This window comes from Marinomonas pontica (genome assembly GCF_036322735.1).
GTDB classification, from domain to species: domain Bacteria; phylum Pseudomonadota; class Gammaproteobacteria; order Pseudomonadales; family Marinomonadaceae; genus Marinomonas; species Marinomonas pontica.
On the sequence record NZ_AP027271.1, the window covers coordinates 25,689 to 39,778 of the forward strand.

The 14,090-nt window shown below is 46.5% G+C and carries 12 protein-coding genes; 6 read left to right on the plus strand and 6 right to left on the minus strand.

Annotation, left to right across the window (positions count from 1 at the left end):
- The 6 genes from AABA11_RS00110 to AABA11_RS00135 all read left to right on the plus strand — a co-directional run bounded on the left by AABA11_RS00110 (nucleotide 1) and on the right by AABA11_RS00135 (nucleotide 6,248).
- Nucleotides 1-1,092, plus strand: a complete 1,092-nt coding sequence (locus AABA11_RS00110; RefSeq protein WP_265727654.1) for a polyamine ABC transporter substrate-binding protein — start codon at nucleotides 1-3, stop codon at nucleotides 1,090-1,092.
- Between the two features lie 75 nt (nucleotides 1,093-1,167).
- On the plus strand, nucleotides 1,168-2,322 hold the full coding sequence (locus AABA11_RS00115; protein WP_338264421.1) for an ABC transporter ATP-binding protein: 1,155 nt from the start codon (nucleotides 1,168-1,170) through the stop codon (nucleotides 2,320-2,322).
- Complete coding sequence (locus AABA11_RS00120; protein ID WP_338264423.1) at nucleotides 2,319-3,251, plus strand: ABC transporter permease subunit; 933 nt, start codon at nucleotides 2,319-2,321, stop codon at nucleotides 3,249-3,251. The genes AABA11_RS00115 and AABA11_RS00120 overlap by 4 nt, the downstream gene beginning before the upstream one ends.
- Nucleotides 3,251-4,060 carry an ABC transporter permease subunit gene (locus AABA11_RS00125; protein ID WP_338264425.1) on the plus strand — a complete coding sequence of 270 codons (810 nt, stop codon included), beginning with the start codon at nucleotides 3,251-3,253 and terminating at the stop codon, nucleotides 4,058-4,060. The genes AABA11_RS00120 and AABA11_RS00125 overlap by 1 nt, the downstream gene beginning before the upstream one ends.
- A 28-nt stretch (nucleotides 4,061-4,088) precedes the next feature.
- The gene (locus tag AABA11_RS00130) at nucleotides 4,089-4,793 is read left to right on the plus strand and encodes a glutamine amidotransferase-related protein (protein ID WP_338264427.1); all 705 of its coding nucleotides are present in this window, start codon (nucleotides 4,089-4,091) and stop codon (nucleotides 4,791-4,793) included.
- 315 nt (nucleotides 4,794-5,108) lie between these two features.
- On the plus strand, nucleotides 5,109-6,248 hold the full coding sequence (locus tag AABA11_RS00135; protein ID WP_338264429.1) for an MFS transporter: 1,140 nt from the start codon (nucleotides 5,109-5,111) through the stop codon (nucleotides 6,246-6,248).
- 270 nt (nucleotides 6,249-6,518) lie between these two features.
- Here the strand turns inward: AABA11_RS00135 and AABA11_RS00140 are convergent, their stop codons facing one another.
- The 6 genes from AABA11_RS00140 to AABA11_RS00165 all read right to left on the minus strand — a co-directional run bounded on the left by AABA11_RS00140 (nucleotide 6,519) and on the right by AABA11_RS00165 (nucleotide 14,072).
- Complete coding sequence (locus AABA11_RS00140) at nucleotides 6,519-6,977, minus strand: hypothetical protein (RefSeq protein WP_338264430.1); 459 nt, start codon at nucleotides 6,975-6,977, stop codon at nucleotides 6,519-6,521.
- Complete coding sequence (locus AABA11_RS00145; protein WP_338264431.1) at nucleotides 6,967-7,500, minus strand: type II toxin-antitoxin system MqsA family antitoxin; 534 nt, start codon at nucleotides 7,498-7,500, stop codon at nucleotides 6,967-6,969. The genes AABA11_RS00140 and AABA11_RS00145 overlap by 11 nt, the downstream gene beginning before the upstream one ends.
- 9 nt (nucleotides 7,501-7,509) lie before the next feature.
- Complete coding sequence (locus AABA11_RS00150) at nucleotides 7,510-7,941, minus strand: hypothetical protein (protein WP_338264433.1); 432 nt, start codon at nucleotides 7,939-7,941, stop codon at nucleotides 7,510-7,512.
- Between the two features lie 94 nt (nucleotides 7,942-8,035).
- Nucleotides 8,036-9,826 carry a restriction endonuclease subunit S gene (locus AABA11_RS00155; RefSeq protein ID WP_338264434.1) on the minus strand — a complete coding sequence of 597 codons (1,791 nt, stop codon included), beginning with the start codon at nucleotides 9,824-9,826 and terminating at the stop codon, nucleotides 8,036-8,038.
- Nucleotides 9,826-10,854 carry an N-6 DNA methylase gene (locus tag AABA11_RS00160; RefSeq protein WP_338264435.1) on the minus strand — a complete coding sequence of 343 codons (1,029 nt, stop codon included), beginning with the start codon at nucleotides 10,852-10,854 and terminating at the stop codon, nucleotides 9,826-9,828. Before AABA11_RS00160 ends, AABA11_RS00155 begins: the two co-directional genes overlap by 1 nt.
- Before the next feature lie 101 nt (nucleotides 10,855-10,955).
- Nucleotides 10,956-14,072, minus strand: coding sequence for an HsdR family type I site-specific deoxyribonuclease (locus AABA11_RS00165; protein ID WP_338264436.1), 3,117 nt, complete (start codon nucleotides 14,070-14,072; stop codon nucleotides 10,956-10,958).
- Nucleotides 14,073-14,090 lie beyond the last annotated feature (18 nt).

Consider the following 14,090-nt stretch of genomic DNA (forward strand, 5'->3'; position numbering starts at 1 on the left):
ATGAAACGCAATGTATTGAGTGTATTGATCGCGGGTGCGGCATCGACTTTTGCTGTGAGCAGTTACGCCGAAGACGTTCTAAACGTATACAACTGGTCGGATTACATGGCGCCAGGTGCTTTGGAGCAGTTCTCTAAAGAAACGGGCATCAAAGTAAACTACGACGTTTACGACAGCAACGAAGTGTTGGAAGCAAAACTGATGGCGGGTGGCTCTGGCTACGACGTGGTTATGCCATCTAACTCCTTCTTTGAGCGTCAAGTAAAAGCGGGTGTTTACCAAGCCATCGATAAGAGTAAGCTGAGCAATTATGGCAACTTAGATCAAACATTGGCGAAGCAAATCGAAAAACACGATGCGGGCAATGTGCACAACATTCCTTACGCTTGGGGTACGATCGGCATTGGTTACAACACCAAGATGATCGAAGAGCGTTTGGGTACAGCGGATATCGATTCTTGGGATATTTTATTTAACCCAAGCATTGCGGCTAAACTGAACGATTGTGGTATTGCGGTGTTGGATTCTCCTGCGGAAGTGATGTCGGTTGTGAATAATTATCGTGGCGTTGATCCAAACTCAGAAGACAAAGATGACCTAGCGGAATCGGCCAAATTGATGTCGGTTGCCGAAGACAATGTGCGTTATTTCCACTCCAGTAAATACATCTCTGACTTAGCCAATGGCGATGTGTGTGTGGCGATTGGTTATAACGGTGATATTTTGCAATCGCAAAGCCGCGCCGAAGAAGCCGGTCAAGGCGTTGATATCAAGTTTGTGATTCCAAAAGAAGGCACCTTGGTGTGGTTTGATTTGATGGCGATTCCTGCGGACGCGCCTCACCCAGAAGCCGCACACAAATTTATCGATTTCATCCTGAAAAAAGACATCGCGGCGGCCATTTCGAACTATGTGTTCTACGCTGTGCCAAACACCGCGGCGGTTCCTCTTCTAGACGAAGAAGTGGCCACCAACAAAGGTGTGTACCCAACTCAGGAAGTAAAAGAGAAACTGTTTGTGCAAGTGGCTCACACGGCGCGTTTTGATCGCCAATTGACACGTGCTTGGACAAACATTAAAACCGGTCGCTAAGCAGCCTTCTGTACGTGGGTGACACCATTAGGTGTCGCCCTTCTTGAATACTTACCATGCTGACAGGTGTGTTTTATGTCTGTGTCTTCTGTTTCCCCCATCGTTACCTCTCAAACGATGCCAACTTGGCGTCAAAAAGACGCTGAGCCTTTCGTTCGCATTGAACAAATCAATAAAACGTTCGGCGACTTCACGGCGGTGAATAACGTCTCTCTGGATATTTATAAGAATGAACTCTTCTGTCTGTTGGGCGGGTCGGGTTCCGGTAAAAGTACCCTATTGCGTATGTTGGCGGGTTTTGAGTCGCCTACATCGGGTCGCATTATCATCGATGGCGTGGACATGTCGAATGTTCCGCCATGGGAGCGCCCTGTTAATATGATGTTCCAGTCTTATGCTTTGTTCCCGCATTTGACCGTCGAAGCCAACGTCGCGTTTGGTTTAAAACGTGAAGGTTTGCCAAGCCACGAAGTCAAAAAACGCGTCGCTGATATCTTGGAAATGGTACAAATGGGGCATCTTGCTCGTCGTAAACCGCATATGTTGTCAGGTGGTCAGCGTCAGCGTGTGGCGTTGGCGCGTTCCTTGGTGAAACGCCCTAAGCTGCTGTTGTTGGATGAGCCATTGGGCGCGTTGGACAAAAAATTGCGTGAAGAAACACAGTTCGAATTGATGCGATTACAAGACGAGCTAGGCATCACCTTTGTGGTAGTTACTCATGACCAAGAAGAAGCGATGACATTAGCCACACGCATTGGCGTAATGAACAACGGTGTGATCGTCCAAACCGCCGAGCCTCACGAAGTATACGAATACCCAAACAACCGTTTTGTTGCGGAATTCATTGGTAACGTGAATTTGTTTAGCGGCAGCGTGGTGTCGGATGAGCGCGACAGCGCGGCGATCCAATGCGATGACACCAATGGCCTTATTTATTTGGATCACGGCATCAGCTGTGCGCCGAACCAAGTCGTCAGCGTGGCGATTCGCCCTGAAAAGATGCGCATTGCGCGTAACGCCTCCAATACGCCAAATAATTCCGCTGAAGGGGTGATTACCGAAGTCGCGTACATGGGCAGTCAGTCGATTTACAAAGTTCGTTTGTTGTCAGGTAAAGAAGTGCGCATTACCCAACCCAATACCCAACGGGATACGGGCGAGCGCCTAACGTGGGACGATCATGTGTATCTGTCTTGGGATGCCGATAGCAGCGTGGTACTCACATCATGATGACCACTTCCAGCAATACAACTCGACCGAACCTATTGCAGCGTTTGCAAACTATTCGTCTGGGTCGCTGGTGTGTGATCCTGATGCCAATGCTTTGGTTGGCGGCATTCTTCTTCATTCCATTTTTGGTGGTGTTTAAAATATCCCTGTCTGAGGCGATGATTGCGGTGCCGCCCTACTCGCCTTTGTTGGAATGGGACCCTAGCAACGCGTACGCGACCCTCAAAGTGACCTTTGGCAACTATTTATTTTTGTTTGAATCGCGCTTTTACTTAGACGCTTATTTGAGTTCTTTACGCATTGCCGCGGTGTCGACGTTCTTTACGTTATTGATTGGTTTTCCGATTGCTTATCTTATCGCCCGCAGTGGTCCGACCTCTCGTACGATATTGTTGTCATTGGTTATTTTGCCTTTCTGGACGTCGTTTTTATTGCGCGTTTACGCGTGGATGTCATTGTTGAAAAAGAACGGTTTGGTCAACGATACCTTGATGTCACTGGGGTTAATTGATCAGCCATTGCAAATTCTACAAACGGACGTCGCTGTGTACATTGGCATTGTGTATACCTATTTGCCGTTTATGATTCTGCCGCTGTACACCACGCTAGAAAAAATGGACATGAGCCTAATTGAAGCCGCGAAAGACCTCGGTGCAAAACCGTGGCGAGCGTTTTGTCTGGTGACGTTGCCTCTGGCGAAGCCGGGCATCATTGCGGGCTGTTTATTGGTGTTTATCCCGGCGGTCGGCGAGTTTGTTATTCCTGCCTTGTTAGGCGGTTCAGATACGCTGATGATTGGTCGTGTGTTGTGGGATGAGTTCTTCCTGAACCGAGATTGGCCTCTGGCCTCAGCGGTTGCGATCATTATGCTGATTGTTTTGGTGGGTCCAATTATGTTCATGCGTAATGGCAACAAGGAGGCGATGTAATGAAAAATCATTCTTTAGCGCTAAAGCTTAGTGCTGGCTTCGGCTTTTTGTTTTTGTACGCGCCCATTGTGGCTTTGATCATCTACAGCTTTAACGAGTCCAAATTGGTGACCGTTTGGGGTGGTTGGTCGCTGAAATGGTACGTTGAGCTGTTTCAAAATGATCAGATCATGGACGCCGCGTGGGTGAGCTTAAAAATCGCCTTTATTAGCGCGACGTTGGCTTCCATATTAGGCACGTTAGCGGGCTTTGTGTTGAGCCGAATGGGCAAGTTTCGTGGTAAAACCATGATGGCAGGCTGGGTGACGGCGCCATTGGTGATGCCAGAAGTCATCACCGGTTTGTCACTGTTGCTGTTGTTTGTAGCGATGGAAAGCATGTTCGGTTGGCCTGCAGGTCGAGGCACGACCACGATTGTCATCGCGCATACGACGTTTTGTTTGGCGTACGTGGCGGTGGTGGTTCAATCGCGTTTGTCGTCCATGGACGAGACCTTAGAAGAAGCGGCGATGGATTTGGGTGCTAAGCCTGTGTCGTTGTTTTTCTTAATTACCTTGCCGTTGATTGCCCCTGCCATCTTGTCGGGTTGGTTGCTGTCTTTCACCTTGTCATTGGATGATTTGGTGATTGCGAGCTTTGTGTCAGGGCCGGGGAATTCGACCTTGCCGATGGTGATTTTCTCCAAAGTTCGACTTGGTGTTACACCCGAAATCAATGCGTTAGCGACGCTGATGATATTGGTTGTCTCGATTGCGGTCATCGCGGCCATTTTCATTATGCGCCGTCAAAATCGTTTCCAAAATCCTTAACCGCTGTGTTTTTTGAGGTAAATAATTCATGAAGATAGGAATTCTCGCCGCGGGCATTACGCCCGACGTATTGCGCTCTAAGTACCCAACATACGCGGAGATGTTTGCTCAACAGATTGCTGTGTTAGAGCCAGAATTGTCGTTCGAAATTTTTGATGTGCGCTTGGATGAGTTCCCAGACAGCATCGACTGTTGTGATGCTTGGCTGATTACCGGTTCTAAATCGGACGCTTATGGCGATGATCCATGGATCATTCGTTTGTGTGAGTTTATCCGAGAGATAGACGCCAAGGGACAAGTGCTGGTGGGGATTTGCTTCGGTCACCAAGTCATTGCGCGAGCATTGGGTGGTCGCGTTGGTAAATTTGACGGCGGCTGGGGGGTAGGGATTCACCATTACCAAGTGTCTAACGAAGTTGAAACCCCGTTGACTCAGAAAGACATCGCGTTTTGTGCTTTCCACCAAGACCAAGTGTTGGAAAAACCGGAAAAAATGTCGAGCTTTTTGAGCAGTGATTTTTGTCAGTACGCGGGGCTGATTTATCAAGATCGTATTTTGACGTTCCAAGGCCATCCTGAATTCTCGAAGGCGTATGAGAACGAATTGATCGATTTGTACGATGGTGTCACGCTAACGCCAGAAGTCGCTGCTAAAGCGCGTCAGACGGTCGCACAGGACGCAATAGACAATCAGCAGCTCATGGCTTGGGTTGGACAATTTTTAAAAGGCTAACTTGGAAAGGCTAACGCGTCTTTTCTTTTCCCTTTGCCTAATGGTCTTTTTGTGCCGCTCAATGTGGCGGCACAAAAAGATGAGTTGGTGCTTGCTCTCTTAACTTCTCCTCTTTTTCTTGTTTTTCTTTTTCTTTTTCTTGTTTTGCTGTTTCAGCTTCTGTGAACAACACTGTGGGTGTTTTCTTTTTCCGGTCTTTCTATGCTCTCTATTAATTAATCAAGTTGCGTGATTAAATCCAATGTCAATGTGTGGATTCGAACGAGACGCGGTGTCAGGTTCGAGCGTGGCAAATAATAAAAAATGGAAAACACTATGCAGGAATTAACGCGTACGGGGCTTTATTGCGCCATGTTTATTGCCGCGGGCGCGGTATCGGGTCTGTTGGGACCGAGTTTGATTTACCTGTCTGACCTGATCGACGCTTCTGTGGCGGAAATATCGATTGTTTTCAGCGCCAGAGCCATAGGAAATATTCTGGGCGCGTTGTTGGCGGGTCGCATGTTTGATCGTTGGCAAGGTCATCATTATTTGATCGTTATGCTGCTGTGCGTGATTGTTGGATTGTTTCTGGTGCCTTTTTCAACCAGCTTGACCATGCTGGTGGCGCTGTTTTTCTTGCTCGGCGCGGCCGAAGTGTCGGTCAACGCTGGCGGCAATATGATGATGCTGTGGTTGCATAAAGACAAAGTGGGCTCGTATGTGACGATCTTGCATCTGTGTTACAGCTCAGGCTGCATGCTCGCGCCACTGATTTTAATCTTTGCAGAATGGACCGGTCACGGCTACGGCGCGGGATATTGGATGGTCGCTCTGTACGCGCTTATATTGCCGCTGTTTTTGTGGAAACAACCCAGCCCTAGGTTCGAAGCCAGAAGCACTGAAACAGTGCCTGAGACCAAACAAAAGACCACCTTTTTGGCGTTTTTGTTGGTCATCTTTTTGTACGTCGGGTTTGAAATCACCATCGCAGGCTGGATCAGTACCTACGCGATTTTATCGGGCATTAATCACAATGCCGCCGCCATTTTAGTCACATGGTTTTTTGTTAGCTTATCGATTGGGCGTTTACTTTCGGTGTTTTTACTGCGCTGGATAACGCCTCGCCAAGGCATTTATGGCCTGCTGGCCATCAGCGTGACCGGCAGTCTGCTCATGGTGGTATCAGACGCTTCGCTGGTGTTGGCCGCGCTGTGGCTGGGGCTAGGATGTTCGGCGTTTTTCCCCATGCTGTTTTCCTATGCAAACAGCATCATGGCGCTGGACGGCAAACGCACAGGATACGTTTTTGTGTGCTGTGGGCTTGGTGCTCTAGTCGCCCCCTCGTTAACCGGGCCCATCATCGAAGCCTTGAGCGCAAACGCCTTCCCGTATTTGTTGTTGATGCTGGCGATGTGTATGGCATTCAGCTGGTATCGACTGGACACCATGACGCGAGCGAGAGTCGATTCGTAATCAGCCTCCTCGCAAACAAATTTTTTGCGGCTTGCAGTAAGTTGCTCATGGTTAAGATGCCACATCAGCCTCACCACGAGGCCATCGATAAGGTTTAATTGAGTGGTTTTTCAATACACAGAAGTATGTTGTTAATTAGGAGATTGATATATTTGCTTTGTGTACTTATTGTTCATACATCTCATCTACCATGTGTAGAAGGAGTTACGGCACCGTCCCCTTCTGGGGGCGAGGCCTGTCACCGAGCAGATAAAATCTATCAATCTTGATTCAACGATTAAATTGAACGGCTGGCAATATCAGTCTAGGAAGACGTAAGCGCTCACACTGTGAACTTAAGAACTCACGCCAGTAAGGCCAAACATGGAAACTTGCGTTTTTTAACGAAAACTCATCAACCGCTTCCGTCTCTAGTAACTCAGCCATTGTATACTCAGCAATAAAATCAGCCTCAACCAAAGCCTTAACTTCAGGCTCACTCCCCTCAACAGGCATCCCCCAGCGAGTACCCAAGCGAACGTACACTTTTAAAATCAAATTGCCTTCGTTCGTTTGAAGTATTTCACTGCCGCGCACAATATGCATTTGTTGAACAAGCAACTCGGTATGCTCAGTGCGCTTAGGATCAAAACCCTCACTGCACTCTGCTTGAGAAGACTTTAAATAAACATCTTGAATAGACAGGTTATCAATCGCTTTTTGCAAGCTCACACTATTTTTAGTAGCCATAGGCCACCTTTTCATTTAGTGAATGAGAACGCACGACTGTCAAGCTTTGTTTAGTTGTCACTGAGAAATCAACATACTGCACAGCTTCCCATACAGACTCTATATTGGAGCTAACACCTGCGTCTTGTATTAGCTTCTCTAGCATCATTGGAAACGCTTCCGCCATACGCAGCAACCTATCCATAGAATCCGATTGCATTACGTCATCCTTTTCATACTTTGAGAAAGCAACTGGACCACCACCAAAAACTTTCGCGGCTTGCTCTTGGCTTAACCCCCATGTTTTGCGTAACACACGTACCTGCTCACCCGTTAGTAAGCCTTGAACCTCTTTCTTAAACGCGATCATGGCACGCTTATTTAAACGCGCCTCGGTCGTACCGGCTTGCTCACTACCGCAAGCATCGCATTCCGCATAATGGCTTTTGATCTTGCCTGTGTGGCCAAGGTGCTCAACATCAAACCATTCCGTCTTTGCATGCAACTGCCCCATTTCACAAATTGGACATACCTTGTTTTTCATATCTCACCCCTACTGCGATAAATGACAGGAAACCAGCAACAATAGTTTGCCAGCTTTGTTTATCGCGAATTTTACATAGTAATTACAAGGCAATTCCTTGCCTGCATTCTCAATCCATTCCATACGAGCTAAAAAATAGCTATCACACGCCGCCCATGGGCCTGTCGGCTTTTGTACACACCACTCAGAGTTAACATAACGACCATTTAGCAAGGCCTGCTTCAACAAAGCTCGTACATCCTCGATCTCGAACTCTAACCGCTGAACATCTTGAATACACTTTCGAGTCCAGAGATGCGTATGTGCATCCCCTTTATCTAGTAACGCCAGCACTCTGGACTTATCGTAAAGTGGCCCGCTGTCGATATGTGCTCGACCTTCTTCCCGAGATGCAGGTGGTATTCCATCGTATGCACTAATATTGACTGCATTATTTACCATTATGGTAAGTTAATCCACGGTAAAAATGTAAATTTACATGCGAGCATTTTGTACCTCCTTGTACATTATCAAAGGGAGTCAGATCCCATTCCGCCTACACCGCCTGAGCCACGAGGGCATCGGTTAGGTTTAACTGGGTGGTTTTGCTGTCGGCGAGTTTGGCTTTTAGCTGATCGCAGAGGACCATTAATTGATCGACTTTGGCAACGATACGGTGCTGTTCTGTAATAGGAGGTAGGCTTACCAACATTTCACCTACGTCTCCAAGACGAAAACTATTTTTTATCCCTCGTTGAGGCGCGTTGAACTGAATTTTAGCTAATTGAGAACACATAAATTCAGGGAAGTATCTATTTCTTGCCTCCGGCATAAAGCGAAGTAAGCAAGTATGCTGGTTAATATAAGCCTCTCCGAAACCTTCGGGAATTAAACCTAAATTGCCGACCTCACCAGTTATAGATATTAGAAGATCATATGCTTCTAGCCTTGTCCTTGCACCTTCACTATTCTGGGGCGGATTAACATATCTAAGATTATCCAGTCGTAGCTGATAACTGGATTTAGATAGGTTCCCCATTGTTACAAATAAAGCACCTGATTCTGAATAGTACTTTGCCCAGTCACGCGAACCAGATGTAGTAAACATTGCAATATCGTTTACTCTAGCCCACTCCCATCCCTTGGGCAGTTGAAATGGTTTTTCATCATCGCTGATCGGCGGTAGTGGTTTCTGTTTTTTGATTTTCTTTTGTTTAACCAGTTCTTCTTTTTCGGCGGCGATGCGTTTAAGTAGCTCTGATGCGGGCTCGTCGTTAGGATCTTGGGGTACAAGTTTGCCCATCACGGCGAGTTGCAGGATGGTTTGTTTTAGCTGGTCGATGCTTTGTTCGGTGGTAAATAGCAGATCAAAGTGGGCACTTAGGCGTTGCCAGTTTTGCTCTAGCTCTTCGGCATCGGGGCTTTGTAGCAATGTATCTAGCAGGGTTTGCACTAAGGTTTGATGATCATCGAGGCTAGATTCGGTTTGCTGCTCCAAAAGATCGCAAAGCGCCATTAGCTCATCGACTTTAGCAACGATGCGGTGTTGTTCATTTAGAGGAGGCAATGATATAGGACAGTTTCGTAGCTTACCTAAAGAAACAAACTTCTGTACTCCACCACTAGCTTCACGTCTAAGCTCAGCGCTCATCTTTTCCAAATAAAGTTGTAGAAAAACAGGTGAACTCAACTTTAGATCAATATATTTGAATAAAGCTACATTCTTAATGCTGAAGTCGATATCAGTATCAACGATAACTGGATTACCAATACTGCCGATCATAGCAAAAAGGATATCGTATTTATCAACCTTTGATCGCTCGATAATCTTCTTGTGATCTTCTAACGAGATATATTTTACATCATCAAAGTTTAGAGTCCCTGAAGAGAGGTTCTTACTAGTAATTAACGGAATACCCTCAGGGATATTTTTAGGACTATCATGCGTGCCATCACGCACATCATAAACAGAGTCTAATCGAGCCCACTCCCAACCTTCCGGCAGTTCAAAAGGCTTTTCGTCTTCACTAATCTCTGGCAGTTTTTTGGGCTTTTTGAGTTTGCCCTGTTTAACCAGTTCGGCTTTCTCGGCGGCAATAAGATCTAGCAATACCGAAGCAGGCTCATCACTCGGGTCTTGAGAAACCAGCTTGCCGCGTACCGCTAATTCTAAAATCAACTCACGCAGTTTTTTAATGCCGTAAAGTTCTCGCTTACTGCTACCACCACGACCCGCGCTGGATTTTTCTTTAACCGCGCCCGTCCAAAGATCAATATGCTGGGTAATTAGCTGTTGGACATTACCTTCCTGTGAAAAGTCTTTTTGTAGAGAGTGAAGCTCAGCCATTAGCCACGTTCCTCTTCCGAGTCGTCTTGCTGGCTGTTTGCCGTGCTCATTAGGGCATCGCCTAGGATGTTTTTCAACTGTAGGCGCAATTCACTGATCTCGGTTTGCTGCTGTTGGTAAGTTGCCAGTAGCTCTTCAGGGTCGTGCACTTCCACTTCTTCTTGGAATGGGTTTTTAATATCCAAGTTGAAGTTACGGGCGATGATGTCATCAATGGACACTTTCCACGCTTGGTTGGTTTCGACGCGGCTGGCGAAGCCATCTTCTTCATTACCCCACCAATCGATTTCCGTTTGAAACTCTTCAAACTTCATCGGCTTGGATTTGTTGTAGTTCTTCACACCTTCTGGATACGGATGCTCGTAGAACCAAACGTCTTTGGTTGGCTGACCTTTGGTAAAGAACAGAATATTGGTCTTAATACCCGTGTATGGGTTAAATACGCCATTGGGTAAACGCACGATGGTGTGCAGATTACACTCTTCGGTCAGTAGCTTTTTGATCTTGGTTTTTACGCCTTCACCAAATAGTGTACCGTCTGGCAGTACCACGCCTGCACGACCACCCTTTTCATTCGCGGACGGTGCTCGCAGTACTTCGATAATCAGCTGCAAGAATAAGTCGGCGGTTTCACGGGTTTGCATATCCGCAGGGAAGTTTTTTTCGATGCCGTCTTCTTCGGTGCCGCCAAACGGTGGGTTGGTGGCGATCACGTCGATGGTGCTGTCCCAGCTCGAAAGCGGCTTGTTTAGGGTGTTGCCGTGGCGTATTTGGGAAGGCACTTCAATACCGTGCAGCATCATATTGGTGATACATAACAAATGCGGCAGCTGTTTTTTCTCTACGCCGTGAATTTGCTGTTGCAGGGTTTGGTGGTCTTCGGCGGTTTTCACATAGTGGTCTTTCACGTGATCAAAACTGCACGCCAGGAAGCCACCTGTGCCCGCACACCCGTAACATTGATTACTGGTGACAAGGGCTGTAGGCCATGATTTCTCTGCATTGTAGGCGATTTCCAAATTGTCCATAGATTACCATTCTAGATGGTGACATTTTTATATTTTTGTCACCACGCAATACGGTCGTGATTGCGTGATAACAGCCTTAAAATTAGCTCTGCTTTGTTCTTTTACTCAACGTTCCCACCTACACCTTTAAACTTCTCTACAAACATCGCGATTTTTTGGAAAACACTTTGCTTCTTAGTTTTGTATTGAGGGTTCAGCGGGCTCATTTTGGGAAGAGCTTCATTTAGCGCCGTTCCATTTTCACTGGCATACTCTCGTTTCAAGGATGCTGAGATATAACGCTTAGCCGCATCTTCATTGAGACCTTCGGATTCAATCAACTCCTTAGCCTCTCTTCGCTGCTCTGCCTGGGCAAAGGTAAAGAAGGCATCAATAATGCTAGCCTTATCGCCAATATCATCGAGGTTGGTTTGGTTAATAAAGTCTACGATCAAGCTCTCTTTGGCGCGGTTACCAAGGCTTGCTCGAATCAGGCGACGGACTTCATCAATAAGCTCTGCCTTACTCTTATTCTTCTTGTTGTGCTCAAAAATCAGTTCCAAAATATAATCAAGGTTGATCTCTTGGGACTTCAACAAATCTACCTCAAAGACCACATCATCCCAGTCGATGGTGGACTTTTCTTTCTCGTCTGCTGATTTTTGTCGGCGCTGCCAATCGCGCACATCGTTGTACGTCGAGCGGTAGTCTTGAATCTTACGCTCGGCAGGAAGGCGTATGGCCTGCAACTCAGCCAGCTTTTCATCATCCAGGTAATGCTCGGTTTTAAACGCTTCAACGGCTTCTTCGTCGCTCATGTCTACGTCTTGAAGGGCTTTCAAAGTGGCAAACTCATCATAGTTTTGCAGCACGTTTTCTACACGCAAGTACTCACCAAACAGTTTGGCAAAGTCTTTCTTGTCGGACTCTTTTTCTATAGCTGAGGGATCAGGGAAGCGCTGTTCTAACTCGCTTACTACGTCCATAAAACCCCGCCGTGCTTCACCTGTCACCACATCGGTAAAGCCTTCCATGTATTCCTTGTAGCTTTTTTCTAGCACGACATTCTTGGTGTTCTTGTCACCAAACAGGGTAATGGCATCTACCGTGGCCCGTTCTAGATCGCGGAAGGTGACAATATTGCCGAACGTTTTGGTAGCGTCGTAAATGCGGTTAGTGCGCGAAAAGGCCTGCATCAATCCGTGATAACGCAGGTTCTTATCCACAAACAAGGTATTGAGTGTCGGGGCATCGAACCCCGTTAAGAACATGCCGACTACAATCAACAGGTCGATCTCTTTAGATTTAACCCGTTTCGCCAAATCACGATAGTAATTCTGGAAGCCATTGCTATCGACACTGAAGTTGGTTTTAAAGAAGGCGTTGTAATCATCTATCGCTGCATTTAAAAACTCTTTAGCGCTACTATTCATCGCCGAGACATCAAAGCTCTCATCCAAAATCTCGCCCACTGCATCCTGCTCTTCATTGGCAGCAAAGGAAAAGATGGTAGCGATTCTTAATGGCTTTTCCTTGTTCTTATATGAAGGGTCTGCCTGCAATTTGTTGAGGGATTCATAATACAACTTAGCTGCATCCACACTGCTTACGGCAAACATGGCATTGAAGCCCTTAGCAGTCGACTGTAATCGGTGTGTCTTCTGGCGGAAGTTTTTCAGTACATACTGGGAGATTTCGCGAATACGCTCTGGGTGCAATAAGGCCTGTTTGTTTTCAAGAGCACTTAGTTTCTTCTCATCTTGCTCTGTTTCAATAGCCTTAAACTGTGCTCGCACATCGTTATAGTCCACCTTGAACTTGAGCACTTTCTCGTCGCGTATCGCATCGGTGATGACATAAGAATGCAGCTCACGACCAAACACGCTAGCCGTGGTTTCTGCACCTAATGCGTTTTGCGGGAAGATAGGCGTACCGGTAAAGCCAAACTGATAGAATCGTTTGAATTTCTTGTTCAGGTTTTTCTGTGCTTCACCAAACTGGCTGCGGTGGCACTCATCAAAAATGAACACTACCTGCTTGTTGTAGATAGCTAGGTCGCCCTCGCTCTTCATCAGGTTGTTGAGCTTCTGAATGGTGGTCACGACGATCTTGTTATCATCTTTATCCAAATTGCGCTTTAAACCAGCGGTACTGTCTGAGCCATTCACACTGTCAGGCGAAAAGCGCTGATATTCTTTCATGGTCTGATAGTCGAGGTCTTTCCTGTCGACCACAAAAAACACCTTGTCGACAAACGCCAGCTCTGTGGCCAAACGTGCGGCTTTAAAGCTGGTTAAGGTTTTACCAGAGCCTGTGGTATGCCAGATAAAACCACCACTTTCTGGTTTGCTCCAATTTTTCGCTTCAAAGGAACTTTTCACCTTCCACAATATGCGCTCGGTAGCGGCTATTTGGTAAGGGCGCATGACCAGTAAAGTATCGCTGACATCAAACACCGAGTAATGCAGCAACACGTTAAGCAAGGTATTTTTTTGGAAGAAGGTTGCGGTAAAGTCTTTAAGGTCTTTAATCAGGCTGTTATCAGCTTTAGCCCAGTTCATGGTGAAGTCGAAGCTGTTTTTATTGCGCTGGGTGGTATTGGCAAAATAACGGCTGTCGGTGCCATTCGAAATCACAAACAACTGCAAGTACTTATACAGCGAATGCTCACTGTTAAAACTCTCTTTACTGTAGCGGTGTACCTGGTTAAAGGCCTCACGAATAGCGACACCGCGCTTTTTCAGCTCAATTTGTACCAACGGTAAACCATTGACCAGAATGGTCACATCATACCGGTTGGCGTGGCTGCCAGTTTGCTCGAACTGCTTGATCACCTGCACCTTGTTACGAGCAATGTTCTTTTTATCCACCAGGTAGATGTTTTTGATGCGGCCATCATCAAACACAAAGTCGTGAATATAGTCATCGTGAATCTTACGGGTTTTATCCAGGATGGTGTCGCTGGGCTTATCCAGATAAGTTTCCACAAAACGCTGCCATTCGCCCTCTAAAAACTCTACATTATTGAGAGTTTGTAGTTGCTGGCGCACATTGGCCAGCATAGCCTCAGGATTATTTAAGCCGGGTAAAAACTCATAGCCTTGGTTTTGCAGATCCTGAATCAACTCACGCTCTAAGGCATCTTCACTCTGGTAGCTTTCGGCCACTTTCCAATCTTTTTTGTATTTATCCAGAACAATAAAGTTGTTCGATTCGGCGATGGTTTTATAGTCAGTCATCCTGTGAGCCCTTATTTT

Bases quoted from the DNA above. Each gene is read 5' to 3' on its own strand.
- AABA11_RS00110 (WP_265727654.1), top strand. From the start codon at position 1: ATGAAACGCAATGTATTGAGTGTATTGATCGCGGGTGCGGCATCGACT.
- AABA11_RS00140 (WP_338264430.1), bottom strand. From the start codon at position 6,977: ATGGCTACTAAAAATAGTGTGAGCTTGCAAAAAGCGATTGATAACCTG.
- AABA11_RS00150 (WP_338264433.1), bottom strand. From the start codon at position 7,941: ATGGTAAATAATGCAGTCAATATTAGTGCATACGATGGAATACCACCT.
- AABA11_RS00165 (WP_338264436.1), bottom strand. From the start codon at position 14,072: ATGACTGACTATAAAACCATCGCCGAATCGAACAACTTTATTGTTCTG.
- AABA11_RS00145 (WP_338264431.1), bottom strand. From the start codon at position 7,500: ATGAAAAACAAGGTATGTCCAATTTGTGAAATGGGGCAGTTGCATGCA.
- AABA11_RS00160 (WP_338264435.1), bottom strand. From the start codon at position 10,854: ATGGACAATTTGGAAATCGCCTACAATGCAGAGAAATCATGGCCTACA.
- AABA11_RS00130 (WP_338264427.1), top strand. From the start codon at position 4,089: ATGAAGATAGGAATTCTCGCCGCGGGCATTACGCCCGACGTATTGCGC.
- AABA11_RS00135 (WP_338264429.1), top strand. From the start codon at position 5,109: ATGCAGGAATTAACGCGTACGGGGCTTTATTGCGCCATGTTTATTGCC.
- AABA11_RS00155 (WP_338264434.1), bottom strand. From the start codon at position 9,826: ATGGCTGAGCTTCACTCTCTACAAAAAGACTTTTCACAGGAAGGTAAT.
- AABA11_RS00125 (WP_338264425.1), top strand. From the start codon at position 3,251: ATGAAAAATCATTCTTTAGCGCTAAAGCTTAGTGCTGGCTTCGGCTTT.
- AABA11_RS00115 (WP_338264421.1), top strand. From the start codon at position 1,168: ATGTCTGTGTCTTCTGTTTCCCCCATCGTTACCTCTCAAACGATGCCA.
- AABA11_RS00120 (WP_338264423.1), top strand. From the start codon at position 2,319: ATGATGACCACTTCCAGCAATACAACTCGACCGAACCTATTGCAGCGT.